The organism is Acinetobacter sp. AOR01_HL (assembly GCF_027855455.1).
GTDB lineage: Bacteria > Pseudomonadota > Gammaproteobacteria > Pseudomonadales > Moraxellaceae > Acinetobacter > Acinetobacter baumannii.
This window is the reverse complement of sequence record NZ_JAKTIM010000057.1, coordinates 197833-218118: the sequence shown is the minus strand read 5'-3', so window position 1 is coordinate 218118 and position 20286 is coordinate 197833. Positions and strand designations below refer to the sequence as shown.

19 protein-coding genes are annotated in these 20286 nt (G+C 40.3%); 13 read left to right on the top strand and 6 right to left on the bottom strand.

Features of this window, described 5'->3' with window-relative positions:
- Nucleotides 1-311: 311 nt before the first annotated feature.
- Complete coding sequence (locus MKL62_RS18785) at nt 312-887, top strand: TetR/AcrR family transcriptional regulator (RefSeq protein ID WP_270899799.1); 576 nt, start codon at nt 312-314, stop codon at nt 885-887.
- Between the two features lie 78 nt (nt 888-965).
- Here MKL62_RS18785 and MKL62_RS18780 read toward each other — a convergent pair whose 3' ends face one another.
- Nucleotides 966-1571, bottom strand: a complete 606-nt coding sequence (locus tag MKL62_RS18780) for a nitroreductase family protein (protein WP_001100694.1) — start codon at nt 1569-1571, stop codon at nt 966-968.
- 37 nt (nt 1572-1608) lie between these two features.
- Nucleotides 1609-2391 carry an SDR family NAD(P)-dependent oxidoreductase gene (locus tag MKL62_RS18775; RefSeq protein WP_001276033.1) on the bottom strand — a complete coding sequence of 261 codons (783 nt, stop codon included), beginning with the start codon at nt 2389-2391 and terminating at the stop codon, nt 1609-1611.
- A gap of 122 nt (nt 2392-2513) precedes the next feature.
- On the opposite strand from MKL62_RS18775, the gene MKL62_RS18770 reads away from it, so the two are divergent.
- Entirely contained in the window at nt 2514-3080 is a 567-nt protein-coding gene (locus MKL62_RS18770) for a TetR/AcrR family transcriptional regulator (protein ID WP_005128087.1), read from the top strand.
- On the opposite strand, the gene MKL62_RS18765 is transcribed toward MKL62_RS18770, so the two are convergent.
- Nucleotides 3077-4234 (bottom strand): glycerate kinase, encoded by a 1158-nt coding sequence (locus MKL62_RS18765; RefSeq protein ID WP_005128090.1) that lies wholly within the window; start codon nt 4232-4234, stop codon nt 3077-3079. The genes MKL62_RS18770 and MKL62_RS18765 overlap by 4 nt on opposite strands.
- A 394-nt stretch (nt 4235-4628) precedes the next feature.
- Here MKL62_RS18765 and MKL62_RS18760 point away from each other — a divergent pair, with 394 nt between their 5' ends.
- The 5 genes from MKL62_RS18760 (at nt 4629) to epmA (ending at nt 10562) form a co-directional block, all read left to right on the top strand.
- Nucleotides 4629-7037 (top strand): FdhF/YdeP family oxidoreductase, encoded by a 2409-nt coding sequence (locus MKL62_RS18760; RefSeq protein WP_000370450.1) that lies wholly within the window; start codon nt 4629-4631, stop codon nt 7035-7037.
- Nucleotides 7038-7115: 78 nt separating this feature from the next.
- On the top strand, nt 7116-7907 hold the full coding sequence (gene fdhD / locus MKL62_RS18755) for a formate dehydrogenase accessory sulfurtransferase FdhD (RefSeq protein WP_005128094.1): 792 nt from the start codon (nt 7116-7118) through the stop codon (nt 7905-7907).
- Between the two features lie 119 nt (nt 7908-8026).
- A complete protein-coding gene (locus MKL62_RS18750; protein ID WP_000119198.1) occupies nt 8027-8419 on the top strand; it encodes a YkvA family protein in 393 nt (130 codons plus the stop codon).
- 104 nt (nt 8420-8523) lie between these two features.
- Nucleotides 8524-9591, top strand: a complete 1068-nt coding sequence (locus MKL62_RS18745; protein WP_005128095.1) for a 4-phosphoerythronate dehydrogenase — start codon at nt 8524-8526, stop codon at nt 9589-9591.
- Nucleotides 9588-10562: an EF-P lysine aminoacylase EpmA gene (gene epmA / locus MKL62_RS18740; RefSeq protein WP_000059544.1), complete on the top strand. Its 975-nt coding sequence runs from the start codon at nt 9588-9590 to the stop codon at nt 10560-10562. Before MKL62_RS18745 ends, epmA begins: the two co-directional genes overlap by 4 nt.
- A gap of 58 nt (nt 10563-10620) precedes the next feature.
- Here epmA and MKL62_RS18735 read toward each other — a convergent pair whose 3' ends face one another.
- Both MKL62_RS18735 and radA read right to left on the bottom strand, forming a co-directional pair.
- Complete coding sequence (locus MKL62_RS18735) at nt 10621-11601, bottom strand: Tim44 domain-containing protein (RefSeq protein WP_000451853.1); 981 nt, start codon at nt 11599-11601, stop codon at nt 10621-10623.
- Nucleotides 11602-11683: 82 nt separating this feature from the next.
- Nucleotides 11684-13072, bottom strand: coding sequence for a DNA repair protein RadA (gene radA, locus MKL62_RS18730; protein WP_000048860.1), 1389 nt, complete (start codon nt 13070-13072; stop codon nt 11684-11686).
- Between the two features lie 489 nt (nt 13073-13561).
- Between radA and MKL62_RS18725 the strand changes: the two genes are divergently transcribed.
- The 5 genes from MKL62_RS18725 to MKL62_RS18705 all read left to right on the top strand — a co-directional run bounded on the left by MKL62_RS18725 (nt 13562) and on the right by MKL62_RS18705 (nt 18165).
- Complete coding sequence (locus MKL62_RS18725) at nt 13562-14968, top strand: amino acid permease (protein ID WP_000070815.1); 1407 nt, start codon at nt 13562-13564, stop codon at nt 14966-14968.
- Between the two features lie 140 nt (nt 14969-15108).
- Nucleotides 15109-15333 (top strand): LPS translocon maturation chaperone LptM, encoded by a 225-nt coding sequence (gene lptM, locus MKL62_RS18720; RefSeq protein WP_001255198.1) that lies wholly within the window; start codon nt 15109-15111, stop codon nt 15331-15333.
- Nucleotides 15334-15355: 22 nt separating this feature from the next.
- Nucleotides 15356-16606, top strand: coding sequence for a diaminopimelate decarboxylase (gene lysA / locus MKL62_RS18715; RefSeq protein ID WP_000011144.1), 1251 nt, complete (start codon nt 15356-15358; stop codon nt 16604-16606).
- 5 nt (nt 16607-16611) lie between these two features.
- A complete protein-coding gene (dapF, locus tag MKL62_RS18710) occupies nt 16612-17457 on the top strand; it encodes a diaminopimelate epimerase (RefSeq protein ID WP_005128096.1) in 846 nt (281 codons plus the stop codon).
- 102 nt (nt 17458-17559) lie between these two features.
- Nucleotides 17560-18165 carry an alpha/beta fold hydrolase gene (locus MKL62_RS18705; RefSeq protein WP_005128097.1) on the top strand — a complete coding sequence of 202 codons (606 nt, stop codon included), beginning with the start codon at nt 17560-17562 and terminating at the stop codon, nt 18163-18165.
- A 49-nt stretch (nt 18166-18214) separates the two neighbouring features.
- On the opposite strand, the gene MKL62_RS18700 is transcribed toward MKL62_RS18705, so the two are convergent.
- Nucleotides 18215-18838, bottom strand: a complete 624-nt coding sequence (locus tag MKL62_RS18700) for a LysE family translocator (protein WP_005128098.1) — start codon at nt 18836-18838, stop codon at nt 18215-18217.
- A 162-nt stretch (nt 18839-19000) separates the two neighbouring features.
- Between MKL62_RS18700 and xerA the strand changes: the two genes are divergently transcribed.
- Nucleotides 19001-19888: a site-specific tyrosine recombinase/integron integrase gene (gene xerA / locus MKL62_RS18695; RefSeq protein WP_002000102.1), complete on the top strand. Its 888-nt coding sequence runs from the start codon at nt 19001-19003 to the stop codon at nt 19886-19888.
- Nucleotides 19889-20286 lie beyond the last annotated feature (398 nt).

Genomic DNA, 20286 nt, shown 5'->3' with positions numbered 1-20286 from the left:
AGTCTGCTAACCCTTTCTCGTTCTGCCACCATAATTTTAATGCTTTGGCAGAACTCCCAATAAAAAGGAGTTGGCTTTGCACATCCATTATTTCTTGGCAGCCTTTGCCAAAAGCTATAACGACACCACATAAACCTTAAAGCAGTTTGAGGGCTATTAGCGCTTTCAGACTTTAAATCGTCACAACCAAAAACTTAGCAACAATAAAACTTGAGATGTGCCAAGCACAGTCTTTATAGGCTTTGCTGTGCCTTTTTTCTCCCAAAAAAGTATCTCATTTACAAACAACAAGAATTTATAACGGTAAAACTATGCCAAATTTAATTCTCCCAACACGTGCCTTATACGTTGTACATAAAGCAATTGATCTGTTTCATCACCGTGGATTTCACCTTATTGGGGTCGACAGAATAGTGAGAGAATCAGAGATTACAAAAGCGACTTTTTATAATTATTTTCACTCTAAAGAAAGGCTTATTGAAATCTGCCTCATGGTGCAAAAAGAAAAGCTCCAAGAAAAAGTAGTCGCAATGGTCGAATATGACTTAAGCACTCCTGCCATCGATAAACTCAAAAAGCTTTACTTTCTACATACCGATCTAGAAGGGCCGTATTACTTATTATTTAAAGCCGTTTTTGAAATTAAAAATAGCTATCCCAACGCTTATCAATCCGCAGTGCGCTATAGAACATGGCTAAAAAATGAAATTTATAGCCAGCTTAGAACACTAAAACCTGATGCCTCTTTTACCGACGCCAAACTATTTTTATATATGGTGGAAGGCACAATCATTCAGCTTTTGAGTGCAGAGTACGCGGATGAAAGGGAGAGATTATTAAATTGCTTTTTGAGACAGTTTATAGCCGAGTCAAAGTCAGCTTTATAATTAATGCAAAATTAAAGGCTTCCATCTATTTAGTATAAAAACAAAAATAGAATGAAAGCCTAAAATTTCAATTACAACTTAGAATGTATTTTGAATAATGACATCGTCGTAAGGGAGTTTGCCTACGCGCGGGTAAGGTTCTGAAGCAGATTTACCAACAGCAATCATTAAACACACCACGTGATCTTCAGGTAAGTTAATGAGCTTTGCCATTGCATCAAAGTCAAAACCGTCCATTGGACAGCTATCTAAACCATGCTCTTGAGCAAGTAACATAAGGGTTTGAGCAAAGATGCCCGCACTACGCATCACTTCGTCACGTTGGGTTTGTGGGCGGTCACGGTAATACTGGTCGATTGCACCAACCATAATATCTTGAACTTCTGGAGAAGCTCCATCCCATACACGTTTAGCATCAACTTCCCATGTATTTACTTTGGCACATAACACAATCAGTAATGATGACTCTGTTACTTGTGGTTGGTCCCAAGCAATCGCGCGAATTTTTTGTCTTAACTCTGCATCTTCAACAATGACCGGACGCCAATGCTGCAAGTTAAAAGCGCTTGGTGCATTTGCTAAAACTTCTTGTAACAACTGCTTTTTGTCATCTTCAGAGAGTTGAAAAGCAGGGTCGAAGCGTTTAACTGCACGGCGTTTGCGGAGAGCATCAATAACATTCATAAGATTTTCCTACTTGAGAGTTGGGTAGCCCTAGTCGTTAGTTTTTATAACGTTGGGCTACTTCAGCCGAAGAGAAGTTTGGTAATAATGTCATACGCGATTTTTCAAAATTATTCCATTGATTTTCATCTTTCAGCACAGGAATTGTAATTGTTTCTTTACGATCAAAACCAATCAGGGCTGCATCGACCAAATCATTGACATCCATTAATGGCGGAACTTGGCTTAAATCTATACCTGAACGTTCCCAAATTTCGGTTTTAGTGGCAGAAGGTAATACAGCTTGAACGTGTACCCCATGATCTTTTAGCTCTAAATGTAAGCCTTGGCTAAAAAATTGGATGAAAGATTTACTTGCGCCATAAATGGTAGAACCAAATTCAGGCGCTAAGCCAAGTACAGAGCCTAAATTAATAATGGCGCCTTTACCTTTGCGTATAAGGGATTGCGACATTGCATGAGACAACCGCACCACCGCAGTCATATTTAAAGTTAGAAGTTTTTCAATCTCATTACGATCTTGAGTTAAAAAGTTTCCGTTCAGAGCAATTCCAGCGTTATTTACCAAAATTTCAATATCAGCATCGTTTTTGAGTACATCTTCAATTTTGCGTATATCTTGATCGTTTGATAAATCGGCTTGAATGAACTCGACCTGTACGCCGTATTTTTCTTGAAGGTCTTTTGAAATTTTATCTAAACGGTTGGTGTCTCGTGCCACCAAGATTAAGTGATAGCCACGTTGAGCAAATCGATCTGCATAAACAGAACCAATTCCTGACGAAGCCCCTGTAATAAGTACTTTTGATTGAGCTGACATGTGATGTCTCCACGCTTTAATTTTTAGATGATGATCATAATCTAAAATATACAGGTTTTGATGTCAATCATAATCAATGTATAATAATGACGAGCAGGGTGAATAAAAGTGAGCGCACCAACATGAAAGTCAGTAAAACTCAGGTAAAAGAAAACCGAGATAAAATTGTTGAAAAGGCGACTCAACTGTTCCGTAGTAAAGGCTACGACGGGGTGGGCATTGCCGAATTAATGTCTAGCGCAGGCTTTACTCATGGTGGGTTTTATAAACATTTCAGCTCGAAAACAGACCTTGTTACTATTACTGCCAAACATGGTCTTGAGCAGGTTTTAAAAAGAATAGAAGGTTTAAACTTAACCCAATTTATTCAAATGTATGTGTCTCGTACACATCGGGACAACCGTGATCAGGGCTGTACCTTAACAGCGCTATCTTGTGATGCCGCAAGACAGCCCGACGAAGTAAAAGTCGAGTTTGAAGAGGGCATTGAGCAGCTTATTGAGTTCATTATGAATGAACGCGCAAAACAAGTTTCTTTAGAAACAGAAGAGCTGAGAAAGCAAGCTATTAATATTCTTGCTCAGTCAGTAGGGACAATTGCATTGTCTCGTGCATGCCCAGACCAATCAAACCTTAGCGATGAAATCTTGGAGAGCTGTAGAGAGAGTCTTTTAAAATTAGCCGATTAAGTTTTTTTATCTTTTAAGTTGGTTTGGCTAAACTGAATTAATCTCGCTATATCGACTGTTCGCTCATAAATGAGTTCTGCTGCATGTTCGCAGGCGTGTTCTAGGGTGATGGGGCCATTGGCTAGTGAAAAAGCGGCGCTTACGCCGTGCTCATAAAGTGCTTGGTAGCCTTCACCTAAAGTTCCTGCAATCACAATGACCGGAACATTGTGGGCTTTGGCAATTTGGCTTATCCCAAAAACGGTTTTACCGCTTAAGGTTTGTTGGTCAAATTTACCTTCACCCGTAATTACCCAATCTGCGTTAGAAATTTTATGCTCAAGCTGATTCAGTTCAGCCACAACTTTAACTCCAGCTTTAAAGTCTGCATTTAAATAACTTTTGGCGGCAAAACCCAAACCACCAGCGGCACCAGAACCCGCTTCATCTCGTTTATCGAAACCTAAAAGTTGTGCCGTGACATCGGCAAAATGGGCAAGGGCTGCATCGAGTAACTGTACTTGAGTTGGAGATGCACCTTTTTGTGGGCCAAAAATATGTGATGCGCCGTTTGGGCCACAAAGTGGATTGGTCACATCGGCAGCCAGTAAAAACCGTGTGTGCTGAATACGTGAGTCGAAATGTGTTAAATCAATTTTGGATAGGTGGCTAAGGGCAAGGCCGCCAGCGGGTAAAACGTTTTGGTTAGCATCGAGTAAAACTGCACCCAAAGCACTGAGTAAGCCTGTGCCGCCATCGTTGGTGGCGCTGCCGCCTACAGTTAAAAAAATGTCTTTTGCACCCGCGTCTAAGGCATCCAAAATAAGCTGGCCTGTTCCAAATGTTGTGCTGTGGCAGGCATCACGCTGAGACGTTGGAACTAACTGTATGCCGCTTGCTTGAGCCATTTCAATCATGGCAATTTTTTGTTTTTCTAACCAACCCCATTTGGCCTGAACAGGCTGACCTAATGGCCCGACTACAGTTTTTTCACGCCATTGACCATCGCAGACTTCTAACACAGCTTCAATGGTTCCTTCACCGCCATCTGCCATGGGGCACAAAATCGTTTCTGCATGAGGAAATACTGCTTGCCATCCTTGGGCAATGGCTTGAGCTACCTTTAAAGCCGATAAGCTATCTTTAAATGAATCAGGGGCGATCACAACCTTCATAAATGCTCTAATGCAGATAAATTTTTAATTGTTTTATACTGCTTAATGCGAAAAAAACATAGATAAAGTCGTGTAAGTGTCAATTTTAAAAGGCTTTCAGTCGGTTAAAAATGAAACCCAATAATGTTTTTATCTGTAAAAGATAGAATTAATATCTATTTAAATCATTGTTTTGTATGTTTTTGTGCAAATAACGTGGTTGGCTTGAATTATTGTAATTGTAAAGAATATGGCACATATTATAAGAACGGTTGAGCCAGCTTTTAGCATAGTGGCAATAATATAAAAAGTGGACTCTACTCATCGGTAAACAGCGGGTAGCTTTGATAAAACCATAATTAAATTGTGATTTCACTGAGCCTGTTGAGTGTAAAAAAGATAAGAGGATGAAAAAGTGGATAATTCAGAAGAACAAAAGCACATACAGGAAAATAACGGTTTTGCGCGAATTGAGCCATATACTCATCCTGCTGGCGGGTGGGGCGCACTGCTAAGTGTTGCTCGAAACTTAAAGCGACAAGATATTTTAGGTAAAGGTTCAATTACCTTACTCAACATTAACCAGCCTACAGGTTTTGACTGTCCCGGTTGTGCATGGCCTGAAAAGAAAGATGCTCATGCCTTTAACTTCTGTGAAAATGGTGCAAAGGCGGTTGCTTTTGAAGCGACCAGTAAAACCGTCACTCCCGAATATTTTGCAGGTCATACCGTCAGTTGGTTATCAGAACAAAGTGACTTTTTCCTAGAAGACCTAGGCCGCTTAACAGACCCAGTTCGTTATGATGCTGCAACCGATAAATATGTGCCTATTTCATGGGACGATGCCTTTAAGCTCATCGCTCAACATTTGCATGCGCTAGATAATCCAGACCAAGCGGCATTTTATACCTCGGGCCGTGCCAGTAACGAAGCAGCATTTTTATATCAATTGTTTGTGCGAAGCTTTGGTACAAATAACTTTCCAGATTGCTCGAACATGTGCCATGAAACTACAAGTGTTGGTTTGCTCGACTCGATTGGTTTAGGAAAGGGCACAGTCACCTTAGAAGATTTTGATTTAGCCGACGCCATTTTTAGTTTTGGGCATAACCCGGGAACCAACCATCCACGTATGTTAGGTACTTTGCGTGAAGTGTCTAAACGCGGTGGCAACATTATTGCGATTAACCCTATTAAAGAGCGAGGTCTCGAACGTTTCCAAGACCCGCAAGCACCGCTTGAAATGATGACCAATGGCAGTACGCCAATTAGTCGCTATTATTTCCAGCCTAAAATTGGCGGCGACTATGCACTGATGTTGGGTATTTTAAAGCACTTACATGAGTGGGATAAAAAGGCGCTTGCCTCAGGTAAACCAAGCGTTTTTGACCGAAACTTTATTGCAGTCAATACCGTTGGTTTCGACGAAATGATTGCTGAGGTAGAAAGAACGGAGTGGGCAGATCTTTATAAGCACTCAGGTCTGTCACCTGAACATTTAGAAAAACTGGCTAAACTCTTTTTAGAGTCAGAGCGTTCAATTTTCTGTTGGGGTATGGGGATTACCCAGCATCGTCACGGAACTGCTAACGTACATATGCTGGCAAATTTATTGTTGGCGCGTGGTCAAATTGGCAGACCGGGTGCAGGGCTTTGTCCGGTTCGTGGGCACAGTAACGTGCAAGGCGACCGCACTATGGGTATTAATGAACTCCCTAGCCCGAAACTTCTCGACAATATTGACCGTGTGTTCGGTATTAAATCACCAAGAAAAAATGGATATGGTGTGGTTGAAACCATTAAAGCCATGGCCGAAGGTGATATCAAAGTCTTTATTGGTTTGGGCGGAAACTTTGCCGTTGCAACACCTGACACCGCTTATACACAAGAAGCGCTTAGAAAATGTAATTTAACCGTACATGTGGCAACCAAGTTAAATCGTAGCCATTTGGTGTGTGGTAAAGATGCGCTTATTTTGCCATGTTTAGGCCGTACCGAAATTGATGAGCAGCTTCATGGACCACAAGCTATTACAGTTGAAGACTCAATGAGTAATGTCCACTTGTCGGCAGGACGTAATACTCCAATTTCTAAAAATATTTTGTCTGAACCCGATATTGTGGCAAGAATGGCTGAGGCCGTGCTGCCAGAGAGTCAGATTAAATGGAAATGGTACATTGAAAGTTATGACCGCATTCGTGACTCAATTGCCGATGTGTTTGATGAATTCCATGATTTTAATTTACGCGTTTATAAACCAGGCGGTTTCCATTTAGAACATCCTGCTAATCAGCACATCTGGAATACAAAGAGTGGTAAAGCGCAATTCCTGATTACGCCACTTGAAGAAGTCTATGCGGATAAAGAAAATCAGTACGCTGCCGCATATACCGAAAGTAAGGTTTATACCTTAATGACCACCCGATCTCACGACCAATACAACACCACTTTATATGGTCTGGATGACCGTTACCGTGGGGTTTTTGGTCAGCGCCGTGTGTTGTTTATGAATCAAGCCGATATTGATGAAGCGGGCTTTGAAGCAAATCAGTGGGTCGATATTGAAAGTGTTTTCTCGGATGGTGTGAAGCGCATTGTGCATAGTTTCCGTATTGTGCCGTACAACATTCCACGAGGCAGCTTAGCGGCTTATTATCCGGAAACCAATCCTTTGGTGGCCTTAAGCAGTCATGATAAATATGCCAAGATTCCGGCTTCTAAAAGTGTTCCTGTGATTTTACATCCCGGAAATGCGCCAGAGCATTTTAACTTGGCAACAGCCGTTGACCCTGAAGATGCCAATAAGAAAGTTAGTAGTCTTTAAGTGAATCTGATTTTTTAAAATGAAATTTAAGCAAAAGGCGCTCTAAACAAGCGCCATTTTGAAGTAAAGGAAATAATTTTGACACCACATGCTTATGGGGTTGAAACATTGCCAGTACAGCGGTTTAACAAAACCGAATCTGAAAATGTCTTAGATCATATTGTGCAAGAGTACCCAATTGCCTTGGTATATAACGGTATTTCGCATGCGGTGATGATGGCGACACCGACCGATGTCGATTTATTTGCCAAAGGTTTTAGTCTCTCGGAAGGAATTTTAACCAGCTTAAAAGAGCTATATACCCTTGATGTGCATCAAAATGAACTAGGCATTACGGTGGAAATGACCATTTCATCGAGAGCATTCGCTGCCCTAAAGGAACACCGCCGTATGATGGTCGGTCGTACAGGCTGCGGTTTATGTGGAATTGAAAGCTTAGAGCAGTTTCAGTTAGACGTGCCAAAAATTACAACGCATGCATCAAAAATATGGCTTGAGCAAATTCCGAGTGCCATTTCCCATTTAAAAACTCAACAAGAAATTACCGCTTTAACGGGTGGAGCGCATGCCGCAGCGTGGGTAGTTGATGGTCAAATCGTGGCTTTATTTGAAGATGTTGGCCGCCATAACGCCTTAGACAAATTGCTCGGTTATTTAGCGCAAGAAAACTGCGACACCAGTTTAGGTTTTGTGGTGATGACCAGTCGGGCAAGTTATGAACTGATACGAAAATGTGCTCAGCTCAATATTAGCTTGCTTGCTTCAATTTCAGCGCCTACCAGTATGGCCATTCAGTTAGCCAAGCAATCGGGCCTGACTTTGGCAAGCTTTTGTAGGGGCGATGGATTTGTTTTATATACGGAAATATAAAATATATCTTTTAATGTGAAGGAATTAGGGCTGGGTTCATTCGATATTCCTTTCACTTTTAAGCTAAGGTTAGTTTTTATAGATTATTATAAAATTCTAAAGGTTCAGAGTCTGTCCAAATGTCTTGGGTACAATCAATAAAAGAATGGGCAAAACGTCTAAAAAAACAAATTATTATGCTTTGGTTTGCCTCAAGGCATCCTCAAATGCCGTGGTTACCCAAAATTATTGCTGTGGTGGCGGTGGCTTATGCGTTTAGTCCAATCGACTTAATTCCAGACTTTATTCCTATTTTAGGCTTTATTGATGATGCGGTTATTTTACCCATACTCATTTGGTTAGCAGTTCGTTTTACGCCTCAGCAAGTCATTTTTGATGCTGAACAACAAGCTAAAGAATGGCTAGATGAACATGAAAAGCGGCCAAAAAACTATTTGGTTGCCGTACTTATTATTTTAATTTGGCTCACACTTGCCGTGATGGCTTACTTTTATTTTGGCGGTGGTTTGTAAGTGAACTGAGTCTTGAAACCCTGTACTAATTTAATACCCTTAACATTGTACTTTGCCACAACTCAAAGGATAATAACGTTTTTATAAGCTATGGGTTGCAGACCATGAAAATCGTCGCAGATGAAAATTTGGCGTTTACCGATTACTTTTTTTCAGAGTTTGGCGATATTCAACATAAAGCAGGGCGCACCTTAACGCATACAGACGTACAAGATGCTGAAGCTTTATTGGTCCGTTCAGTCACCGCAGTAAATGAAAGTTTAATTCAAAATACCGCCCTAAAATATGTGGGTAGTGCCACAATCGGGACCGATCATTTAGATATTCAAGCTTTAGAAAAGCATGGCATTACATGGGCCAATGCCGCAGGTTGTAATGCACAGGCGGTTGCTGAATATGTGATTACAGCTTTACTGCATTTAGATGCTAGCCTTTTAGAACAACAAGAAAAATTTACGCTAGGCATTGTGGGGCTTGGCAACGTGGGTAAGCGCTTGGCCTATATGGCTCAGTTGCTTGGTTGGAAAGTGATTGGCTTCGACCCCTATGTACAGTTAGATTCAATTGAAAATGTAAGCTTTCAAGCCTTGTTGCAACAAGCCAATGTAGTTTCAATTCATGTGCCGCTGACCAAAAAAGGCGAACATGCGACGTATCATCTGTTTGACGAAAAAGCTTTTGCAGCGCTTCAACCTGACACAATTTTGATTAATAGTGCACGCGGCCCGGTCGTAAAAGAAGCCGCTTTAATCGAAGATATTCAACGTACCCAGCGTAAAGTGGTGCTCGATGTATTTGAGCATGAGCCAGTGATATCTGAAGAGCTTTTAAATATGTTGGCTTTGGCGACACCGCATATTGCAGGTTATAGCTTGGAAGGAAAAGCTCGTGGTACGCAAATGATTTATGAAGCGTTTTGTCAAAAATTTGGATATGACATTAATAAGCGTTTCGAAACCCAGTTGCCTGCATGTGAAGACTATTTTTCAGGACATGATTTAAAAGCAGTGTTAAAGCAAAAACTATCTCAAATTTATGATATTGCTCAAGATGATGCCAACATCCGTGCGTGTCTTAAAGAGGGCAAGGTAGAGCAAAAAGCATTTGATTTATTACGTAAGAGTTATCCGCTGCGCCGTGAATGGGCAGCTCACGGGGGACCACAGGCATGAGTTTAAGTTATCAACCTACTTGTTCAATTGATGCTTTAAAGGCTCGTGCCAAGCTCTATACCCAAATCCGTCAGTTTTTTGCAGAACGTGGGGTCATGGAAGTTGAAACACCCGTGGTTTCACAAGCAGGTGTGACTGACGTACATTTAGCCTCGGTTCAGGCTTTACGTCATATCAATGGCAAATTGCAGACTCAGTATTTACAGACTTCGCCTGAATTTGCCATGAAACGTTTACTGGCAAGTGGCAGCGGACCGATTTATCAAATCTGTAAGGTTTTCCGAGACGATGAGCACGGGCGCAAACACAACAGTGAATTTACCATGCTTGAATGGTACCGTCCGGGTCTGGACTTAAAAGCGTTAATGCACGAAACAGCCGATTTATTACAAACCTGTTTGCAGCATCGTTTTGGCGAAGTTCGTCCATTTATTTTAAGTTATAAGCATGCCTTTCAGGACCGTTTAGATATTAACCCGTTGCAAGCGACTTTGAAGCAACTTAAAGACACAGCAAATCGTGTTGGGTTAAATCTCGACTTGGGCGACGACCGTTTGGCTTATATGGATTTGTTGTTTTCTCATTTTGTTGAACCAAGTTTAGGGTTTGATGCACCTGTCTTTTTAACTGACTTTCCACCAGAAATGGCATCTTTAGCGAAAGTGAAACTAGATGAAGATGGGGAAGAGGTTGCAGCGCGTTTTGAGGTTTATATCGAAGGCTTAGAGCTAGCCAATGCTTACGATGAATTGCTCGATTCAGACGTGTTGCGTTCTCGCTTTGAAGCAGATAATGCAGAGCGAGCTAAACAAGGACTTCATATCATGCCATTAGATGAGCACTTGTTAGCAGCATTGCCTCATATGCCTGAATGTTCAGGGATCGCTTTGGGAATTGATCGATTACTCATGGTTGCAACCGATCAACTTAAAATTGAAAAAGTCATTGCTTTTCCAGCCGAAATTGCCTGAAAACAACGAAATAAAAAAGCCACAATAATGTGACTTTTTTATTTAGAACTTATTTAAGTTAGGCTTGTTGAATACCTGCAACAACCCAATCTTGCTGTGAACCAACAGGTTTTACAAAGTGCCAGATTTCAGTAAATGGCTGTGGCAAGCTGTTTAAATCTTCACTTACTGTACCTGTGAAACGTACGCTCACAATGTATTGACCATTTTCAGTCGCACTGTCTACAACCATTGCATTTAAGTTACTAAACTCAGCAACGTCCTGATCTTGGTTCTCCATGATGTCGTTATACATAGAGTTGTAAAGTTCAGGTGTTAAGTAACGACGAATTTCTTCAATGTTACTTGCACTATTGATTGACTGAATGTGGTTAAAACGCTGACGGGCAACACGTAAGAAAGAAGCAGGTTCGCTACCATCTGGTAATTGGTTACCACTATTCGTCGTTGCGCTACCAAAAGGAGCTTGTGTTGCTGCACCGCCACCTACAGATTGACCAAAGATATTGGTATTGTCACCTGTATTGGTTGGAGCTGCCGAGCGGCCAAATGGGTTTTGACCGCCATTATTTGGTGCATAAGGGTTATTAGCTGCTAATTTTTTTTTTGATCCCAATTTACGGAATACAAAGAAAGCTACAGCGGCTGCAAGTAAGACCCAAAGCCAGCCAGGAATACCACCTTTTTTCTCTTCTTGGGCTTGAACAGCTTGTTCATTACCAGGTTGAGTTACTTGGTGTTCAGCTGATGTTGATTTGTCATCTGCTAAAGCATTTGCTGCAACAGCACCTACGGCAGCACCAGCCACACCAGCGGCAACCATTGAACCAACACCCGGACCAGATCTCTGAGGTGCTGTAGTAGCAGGTTGTTGAACTGGAGTCACTTGACGAGGTTGTTGATAAGACTGGCTTGAAGTAGTAGAACGTGCCATACCGTGGCTTTTACCACCACCTGCACGTTTAGCTTCAGCAAGCGGAGAAATTGCTAAAGCAGCCATTAAAATACCGGTAATCAAGCCACGCTGGTGTACTTCCATAGGAAATTCCTGTTTAAAGTTAATTTGTAATAGTATTTATGCAGGTATTTACTCTAAATTTCAACCTTAAAAGTATGTTTTTTTATGTCAATTCATCACTGAGTTGCATCGCCTCAGTCAAGGCTTCATGCAGGCGGGCAACAGCAATCACTTGTACGCCCGGAATTGCTTTTTGCGGGGCATTACCTCTTGGTAAGATGACGTATTTAAAGCCATGTTTTGCTGCTTCTTTTAAACGTTCCTGACCATTAGGTACAGGGCGGATTTCACCTGAAAGCCCAACTTCACCAAAAACTGCAAGCTGCTGAGGTAAGGCTTTTGTTCGCAAACTCGAAGCACATGCAAGTAAAACAGCCAAGTCCGAACCTGTTTCGGTAATTTTTAAACCACCTACAATATTGACATACACATCTTGTCCGGTGGTTTGTACACCACCATGACGATGCATAACAGCAAGCAGCATGTTTAAACGGTTTTGTTCAAGACCAAGTGCAACACGTCTCGGTTGTCCTTGAGCATCATCGACTAAAGCCTGAACTTCAACTAAAAGCGGGCGAGTTCCTTCACGGCTAATCATGACAATTGAACCAGGAATGGCTTCATCATAACGACTTAAAAAGATAGCAGAAGGGTTAGCCACTTCACGTAAGCCTTTATCGGTCATGCCAAATACGCCAAGCTCATTGACTGCACCAAAACGGTTTTTCACTGCACGAATCATTCGATAACGTGAGTCTGATTGGCCTTCAAAGTAAAGTACGCAGTCCACCATGTGTTCTAAAACACGAGGACCTGCCAATGCACCTTCTTTGGTCACGTGACCAACAATAAATAGCGCTGTGCCACTATTTTTCGCATAACGGGTTAATAACGCAGCAGATTCACGAATTTGTGAAACCCCACCCGGCGCAGATTGAAGCGTTTCTGTGTAAAGCGTTTGGATAGAGTCCAAAATTGCGACAACAGGACGTTCTTGTTCTAAAACTTCACAAATGCGTTCGACACAAGTTTCAGCCATGACTTTTAACTGGTCTGTTGGTAGGTCAAGGCGTTGGGCACGTAAGGCAACCTGTGACAGTGATTCCTCACCCGTAATATAAAGCGCAGAACTTTTTGCACTTGCCATGTGAGTTGCTGTTTGTAAAAGAATGGTCGATTTACCAATACCCGGGTCACCACCAATGAGTACTACAGAACCTGTCACCAAGCCACCGCCAAGCACGCGGTCAAATTCGCTAATGCCTGTTGGTAAACGGGTTTCATGAGAAACAGAGACTTTGTTAAGCGTTGTAATATTGGCGACTTGACCCGCATAACCCCCAACTTTAGGACGTGCACGATGAGCAGTAGTGGGTTCTAGTTTGACTTCATTAAGACAATTCCATTCACCACACTCTGAACATTGACCTGCCCATTTTAGATGATCGGCACCACATTGCTCACAACGGTAAACGGTTTTGACTTTGCTCATATTCGACTTCAGTGAGATAACTTCATAATCATTAAAAGCAGAGTATAGCAAAAAGCCCAATAGAGAACTTAATCGATATGGAATACATTTTGCTTAAGCTTCGGTGAGCAAAATTAAAGAGTAAATGTCATGTTTTAAAAATAGAGAGATAACGTAGTAGTCAGTCAAATTTCGAGAAAGTATTAGAAGCTCGAGAGAGAATTGGTAGTTAAAAAGTTGATCAATTGATATGGCTTTTTAATTTAAAAATCAAAGTGGTTCAAGTCTTAATTTTAGACTGAAAAGTGCGTTGTATTGCTAGGTTCTTGTGCGTATTATCGGATTTAATTGTATGTATCTTGAAATTATCAGCAATACAGACAAAAATTGGTTAGCTGAAAAGTTGTCAAAAAATATACATTTAAAAGATACCTGCAAATGGTGCGATATCGTCTTTTTGATTTGATTTTAGCTAACGGACTAAAAAAATTACTGGAGTGTATTCATAAAATGTCGAATCAAAATCTGAGCGACCCTCATGAACAAGGTGAGCTCCATCGTAGTCTCTCTAATCGGCATTTACAGCTGATCGCGATTGGTGGTGCCATCGGTACCGGATTATTTATGGGTTCAGGTAAAACAATTAGTCTTGCCGGACCTTCTATCTTATTTATTTATATGATTATTGGTTTGATGGTGTTTTTTGTCATGCGTGCGCTTGGCGAACTTCTTCTGTCAAATTTAACCTATAAATCATTTATTGATTTTTCTACCGATTTAATTGGCCCATGGGCTGGTTACTTCGTGGGTTGGACCTACTGGTTGTGTTGGATCACGATTGGTATCGCCGATCTGTCTGCAATTATTTATTACTTACAGTTCTTCAATAATGGCTTACCTTTCTCGCCTGTTGAAGGCGCAATGATTAGTGTTGCCGCGATTGTGTTCATTATGGGATTGAACTTATTAACAGTTCGATTGTTTGGTGAATTAGAGTTCTGGTTTGCACTTATTAAAATCCTTGCGATTATTATTTTAATTGCAGTGGGTCTGTGGATGATCTTTACAGGCTTTACGTCTACTACAGGTGAAGTCGCTTCATTTACTCATCTTTGGGCAAATGGCGGTTTCTTCCCAACAGGTGTGCATGGCTTCTTGGCTGGTTTCCAGATTGCAATTTTTGCTTTCGTGGGTGTCGAGCTTGTAGGAACAACAGCTGCGGAAACTAAAGACCCTGAGCGTAATTTGCCTAAAGCGATTAACTCAATTCCAATCCGTATCATTATTTTCTATGTATTGGCGCTACTCATTGTAATGTCAGTAACACCATGGAACAGAATTGATCCAGCGATCAGTCCATTTGTAAACCTGTTTAGTCAAGCAGGGGTAGCGGCAGCCGCGATTTTGATGAACTTGGTGGTATTGTCATCAGTCATGTCATCCATGAACAGTGGTGTATTCTCAACAAGTCGTATGTTGTTTGGTTTATCTCGTGAAGATCAGGGGCCAAAAGCTTTTGGTAAGCTTAACAGACGTGCAGTACCGGCAAATGCATTGTATTTCTCTGCTGCGTGTTTATTGTTAGGTGCAGCATTACAGTATTTTGTACCAAATACAGTTGAAGCATTTACGCTTGCAACAACACTTTCAACGATTCTCTTCATCTGCGTATGGTTGCTTATTATCTGGAGTTACATCCGTTATTACACCACGCGTCCTGAACTGCATGCCAAATCAACATTTAAATTGCCAGGTGGCTTATTTACATGTTGGATCACGATTATTTTCTTTATTGGTATGATTTACGTATTGTCTTTAGAGCCAGACACCTTTAAAGCGCTTAAAGTCAGCCCAATTTGGTTTGTTATTTTGATCATTGGTTATTTCTTCTTCTATAAACCACGTCATAAAAAATAATTAAATTTATTTGGTTATGATCAAACGCTGGCTGAAAAGCTGGCGTTTTTTATGCATATTGTTTTTCTATTCAAGTTTACTCTTTAGCCGCTTGCCTGATCACGGTATACTGCATCGAATTGTTTAAATCAGGTGCTCAGATGCGTCGTGTCATTTGCCTCATCAGTTTATTGAGCAGCAGTATTTTGCTTAGCGCTTGCGGTCAGTCAGGAGCATTGCAGCTACCTTCTGATCCAAATTATGACAAACGTGCAAAATACTTGCTCTATCGTAATAAAGAACAGAAACAAGTTGTGCAACAAGATGAACAGGCTGAACAGTCAGTCGAATCATCAGCCGCTCAACCACAAACTACATCACCTTAAGCTTTGAAATAAGGACACCTTCATGAGTTTCACCCGCATTAATGGAGTATTGCATGCAGAGCAATGTTCTCTAGAGCAGCTTGCGCAGCAATTTGGCACACCGTTATATGTTTATTCAAAAGCAGCTTTTGAAAAACATTATTTAGATATGGATCGTGCCTTTGACTTTATTGATCATCAAATCTGTTTTGCGGTGAAGTCAAACTCAAATATAGCTGTTCTTAATGTTTTGGCAAAACTTGGTGCGGGTTTTGACATTGTGTCTGGTGGTGAGCTAGCACGTGTTTTAAAAGCAGGTGGTGATGCTTCTAAAATTGTTTTTTCAGGTTTAGGTAAAACTGAAGCTGATATTGAAACGTCATTAAATGTAGGGATTGCCTGTTTTAATGTCGAGTCTTATGCAGAGTTGGACCGTATTCAAAAAGTAGCAGCTCGCCTAGGCAAAAAAGCGCCTATTTCTTTACGTGTAAATCCTGATGTCGATGCAAAAACGCATCCTTATATTTCAACAGGATTAAAAGAAAATAAATTTGGTATTCCAAGTGATGCAGTTTATGAAACTTATCAATATGCTGCATCTTTACCTAACCTTGAAATCGTAGGTATTGATTGCCACATTGGTTCACAGCTCACTGAAACTAAACCATTTGTTGATGCTTTAGACCGTGTCATTGTGATGATTGATGAGTTGAAAAAACTAGGCATTAATCTGAAACATATCGATATCGGTGGTGGTTTAGGGGTTTGTTATAAAGATGAAACACCACCAAGTGTTGAAGAATATGCAAACTCTATGAAGCCGGCTTTAGAAAAATTAGGCTTGAAAGTTTATATGGAGCCGGGTCGTAGCATCAGTGCAAATGCAGGTGTACTTTTAACCAAAGTTGATTTGCTTAAACCAACGACGCATCGTAACTTCGCGATTATTGATGCAGCAATGAATGATTTAATTCGTCCTGCTTTATATGAAGCTTGGATGGATATTCAACCTGTTGTACCACGTATAGATACCGAAGAAAAAACTTGGGATTTGGTTGGTGCAATTTGTGAGACAGGTGATTTCATTGGTAAAGACCGCTCACTCGCATTACAAGAAAATGACTTGTTGACTGTACTTGGTGCCGGGGCTTATGGTTTTGTCATGAGCTCAAATTACAACACGCGTGGCCGTGCAGCAGAAGTCATGGTATCAGGTGAAAAAAGCTATTTAATTCGTGAACGTGAAACGGTTGAGTCGCTTTGGGAAAAAGAACGTTTATTGCCTGAGGAGTAAATGAGATGTTATTAGAATTTACCAAAATGCATGGTTTAGGCAATGATTTCATGGTGGTTGATCTAATTAGCCAAAGAGCTTATTTAGATACTGCAACAATTCAACGTTTGGCAGACCGACACTTTGGTGTGGGGTTTGATCAGCTTTTAATTGTTGAACCACCAGACGTACCTGAAGCTGATTTTAAATACCGTATTTTCAATGCAGATGGTTCTGAGGTTGAGCAATGTGGTAATGGTGTGCGTTGTTTTGCCCGTTTTGTCCACGAACGTCATTTAACCAATAAAACCAACATTACCGTACAAACCAAAGCGGGTATTGTAAAGCCAGAGCTTGGGCAAAATGGTTGGGTGCGCGTAAATATGGGCTACCCAAAGTTTCTACCAAATGAAATTCCATTTGTTGCCGAAGAGCCAGAAGCTTTATATACCCTTGAGTTGGCAAATGACCAAAACATTAGTATTGATGTGGTCAACATGGGTAACCCACACGCGGTCACTATAGTTCCAGATGTACTAACTGCAGATGTAGCTGGTATTGGTCCGCAAGTTGAATCACATAAACGGTTCCCTGAGCGCGTTAATGCTGGTTTCATGCAAGTGATTGATGACAAACATGTTCGCTTACGTGTATTTGAACGTGGTGTGGGTGAAACACTAGCGTGTGGTACAGGAGCATGTGCCGCTGCGGTAAGTGGCATGCGCCATGGTCTACTTGCCAACTCTGTAGAAGTTGAACTTGCTGGCGGTAAGCTACAAATTGAATGGCAAGAAGGTGATGTGGTTTGGATGACTGGTCCAACAACTCATGTATATGATGGACGTTTGGATTTACGTTATTTCCAAGGTTAATCGCGTTACCTAAGCAAAAGCCTCTTTTTATCAGTTAAAGTGATAAAAGAGGCTTTCTTTTATATGTAAAATAATTTTTTAATTTCATTACTTTATAAAAATATGAATAATTTAATTTTCTTACCTGGTGCATCAGGAAGTATTAGTTTTTGGTATCCCTTAATTGAAAAATTACCTCAGCACTACCGTACAAAAATTATTGGTTACCCCGGTTTCGGCGATACAGCAGAATCTCTTGATGTGAAGAGTTTTAAAGACTTAACAAACTATGTTCTTAATCAAATTAATGAAGAATCTATAATTGTCGCGCAATCTATGGGGGGAATTTTTGCAGTTACCGCAGCGTTGCAAAAACCTCAATTAGTAAAAGGGCTGGTCTTGATTGCAACTTCTGGTGGAATCAACCTGGAACCATTTAATGTGCAAGACTGGCGTGAAGCATACCGCCAAGCATTTTTAAAATATCCAGATTGGTTTATTACCACCAATGCCAATTATGAAGAATTTTTGTCAGATATAAATATTAAAACTTTATTAATCTGGGGTGATAACGATCCGGTGAGTCCAGTTCAGGTAGGTCAATATTTAAATCAAAAGTTTGAAAATTCGACTTTATATGTTGTGAAAGGTGGTGACCATCAATTAGCAGAAAAATATGCCGATGAAGTTGCAGTTCAAATAAAAAATTACTTAAAAGGCCTAATGTAAGTTTTTAAGTATTATTTAGCGTGCTATGTGTTAGCACGCTTTTAAAAATTTACCTTTTACTCAACGCCAATTTCAAAGCAAATAGAACAAAAATACTGCCCGTAATTCGGTCCATATATTTTACAAACTTGGGTTGCTTTAGATAGCGCGAAAGTGGCTGCATAGCCAGAATTAATAGACTTGACCATAACACGCCAATCACCACATGAATCATTACAAGCCCCATCACCCAAGTAACAGCCGATGCTTGCGCTGGAATGAACTGGGGAAGAAATGAAATATAAAAAATACCAACTTTTGGATTGAGTAAGTTGCCAAAGAAACCTTTAATAAACCAATTCTCTGAAGTAGAGCGATTTGAATTACTTTCTTGTATAGCTGCGAGCTGACTACGAGGTTTTAAAATCATATTTAAACCCAGCCATGCTAAATAAGCGGCGCCCATCCATTTCAATATATTGAATGCTAAGTCGGATGCCATCAGTAGGGCACCTAGACCGCATGCCACGACAATTCCCCAAGCAATGCAGCCAAGGCTAATTCCTAGAGCTGCTTGAAACGCTTTAGATTTTCCTTCAAGTGTTGCAGTACGAATAATTAAAGTTGTATCTAAACCAGGGGTAAGGGTAAGTAAAGTAATGGCAATTAAATAAGGAATGAGTATGGCGGTCATGGTGTAAGGTCCAACGGATACTTAGTATAAATTGTAATATATAAGTTAGAATCATTATGCTGTGCGATATCAAATTTTCCTGATTAAATAGTTTTTGGTACACTCAAAAAAATGGGCAAATAAATGGAGAGCAATTTGGATTTTGCATTACAACTGCTCTCAATGTGGTTAAAAGAAAGAAAAATTCAAAACCAGTCTGAGCATACAATTACTGCTTATGAGCGAGATGTTAAAAGCTTCCTTGAGTTTTGTGAGCTTAAAAAAGTTGATTTAAGAAATGTTGAAGCTTCAGATTTACGTGAATATTTGGCTCAACGTGTCGAACAGGACCAGTTAAGTTCAAGTAGCATGCAACGTCATCTTACTTCTATTCGTCAGTTTATGAAGTGGGCTGAACAGGGCAAATACCTAGAAATTAATCCTACTGACGATTTTAAATTGAAACGTCAGCCTAGACCTTTACCGGGCATGATTGACATAGAAACGGTTAATCAAATTTTAGATCAACCCATGCCTGAAAAACCAGTTGATCAGCAGCTTTGGTTAAGAGATAAAGCCATGTTGGAACTACTGTACTCAAGTGGTTTACGGCTCGCTGAACTGCAAGGCTTAACGATTAAAGATATTGATTTTAATCGTCAACTCGTTCGTATTACAGGTAAAGGAAATAAAACCCGTATTGTACCGTTTGGGAAAAAGGCAAAAGAAAGCTTATTGAATTGGTTAAAAATTTATAATATCTGGAAAGGCCATTTTGACCAAAATGCTTCCGTTTTCATTTCACAGCGAGGCGGTGCATTAACTCCTAGGCAAATTGAAAAGCGTGTAAAACTTCAGGCACAAAGAGCGGGCGTAAATGTCGACTTACACCCACATTTACTTCGACATTGTTTTGCTAGTCATATGTTATCAAGTAGTGGTGATTTACGCTCAGTTCAAGAAATGTTAGGTCATAGCAATTTATCGACTACTCAAATTTATACACATATTGATTTTGATCATTTGGCCCAAGTGTACGATCAGGCCCATCCACGAGCCACCAAGCATTAAACCGCTGTAACTGGGTTAAAAAAGCAGAATGTAGAGATCATTTGTATTTTTTTACAAATTTGTTTAAAGGAAATCGATGAAATTACCCAATTGACCATTTTGATCTTTGCCTATTTTGTCGGCATATATAGTCTAAAAACTATAAATTTTGACTCATTTTTGAGAGTCTTATGCTTCTGACTAATAAGGTAAATAAGATAAAAAGATAATAAAAATCAATATATAAAATAGACTTTAAAAAGAATAAAATAGGAGTTAGATATGTATAAAAATTTTTTTATGAACTGATGATTTCATTTTTTTTGCCCCGTTCCAGAAAATTGTGACTTGACCGAAATGCCAAACACATTGCAAGATAGGGTACCTAAAAAATTTTAATCGAAGAGTTAATATACTTT

Excerpts from the sequence above, each read along its gene's own strand:
- lptM (WP_001255198.1), top strand. The coding sequence starts at position 15,109 with ATGCGTCGTGTCATTTGCCTCATCAGTTTATTGAGCAGCAGTATTTTG.
- MKL62_RS18785 (WP_270899799.1), top strand. The coding sequence starts at position 312 with ATGCCAAATTTAATTCTCCCAACACGTGCCTTATACGTTGTACATAAA.
- MKL62_RS18745 (WP_005128095.1), top strand. The coding sequence starts at position 8,524 with ATGAAAATCGTCGCAGATGAAAATTTGGCGTTTACCGATTACTTTTTT.
- MKL62_RS18775 (WP_001276033.1), bottom strand. The coding sequence starts at position 2,391 with ATGTCAGCTCAATCAAAAGTACTTATTACAGGGGCTTCGTCAGGAATT.
- MKL62_RS18765 (WP_005128090.1), bottom strand. The coding sequence starts at position 4,234 with ATGAAGGTTGTGATCGCCCCTGATTCATTTAAAGATAGCTTATCGGCT.
- radA (WP_000048860.1), bottom strand. The coding sequence starts at position 13,072 with ATGAGCAAAGTCAAAACCGTTTACCGTTGTGAGCAATGTGGTGCCGAT.
- MKL62_RS18770 (WP_005128087.1), top strand. The coding sequence starts at position 2,514 with ATGAAAGTCAGTAAAACTCAGGTAAAAGAAAACCGAGATAAAATTGTT.
- xerA (WP_002000102.1), top strand. The coding sequence starts at position 19,001 with ATGTGGTTAAAAGAAAGAAAAATTCAAAACCAGTCTGAGCATACAATT.
- MKL62_RS18780 (WP_001100694.1), bottom strand. The coding sequence starts at position 1,571 with ATGAATGTTATTGATGCTCTCCGCAAACGCCGTGCAGTTAAACGCTTC.
- MKL62_RS18735 (WP_000451853.1), bottom strand. The coding sequence starts at position 11,601 with ATGGAAGTACACCAGCGTGGCTTGATTACCGGTATTTTAATGGCTGCT.
- MKL62_RS18705 (WP_005128097.1), top strand. The coding sequence starts at position 17,560 with ATGAATAATTTAATTTTCTTACCTGGTGCATCAGGAAGTATTAGTTTT.
- MKL62_RS18725 (WP_000070815.1), top strand. The coding sequence starts at position 13,562 with ATGTCGAATCAAAATCTGAGCGACCCTCATGAACAAGGTGAGCTCCAT.
- lysA (WP_000011144.1), top strand. The coding sequence starts at position 15,356 with ATGAGTTTCACCCGCATTAATGGAGTATTGCATGCAGAGCAATGTTCT.
- dapF (WP_005128096.1), top strand. The coding sequence starts at position 16,612 with ATGTTATTAGAATTTACCAAAATGCATGGTTTAGGCAATGATTTCATG.
- MKL62_RS18750 (WP_000119198.1), top strand. The coding sequence starts at position 8,027 with ATGTCTTGGGTACAATCAATAAAAGAATGGGCAAAACGTCTAAAAAAA.
- epmA (WP_000059544.1), top strand. The coding sequence starts at position 9,588 with ATGAGTTTAAGTTATCAACCTACTTGTTCAATTGATGCTTTAAAGGCT.
- MKL62_RS18700 (WP_005128098.1), bottom strand. The coding sequence starts at position 18,838 with ATGACCGCCATACTCATTCCTTATTTAATTGCCATTACTTTACTTACC.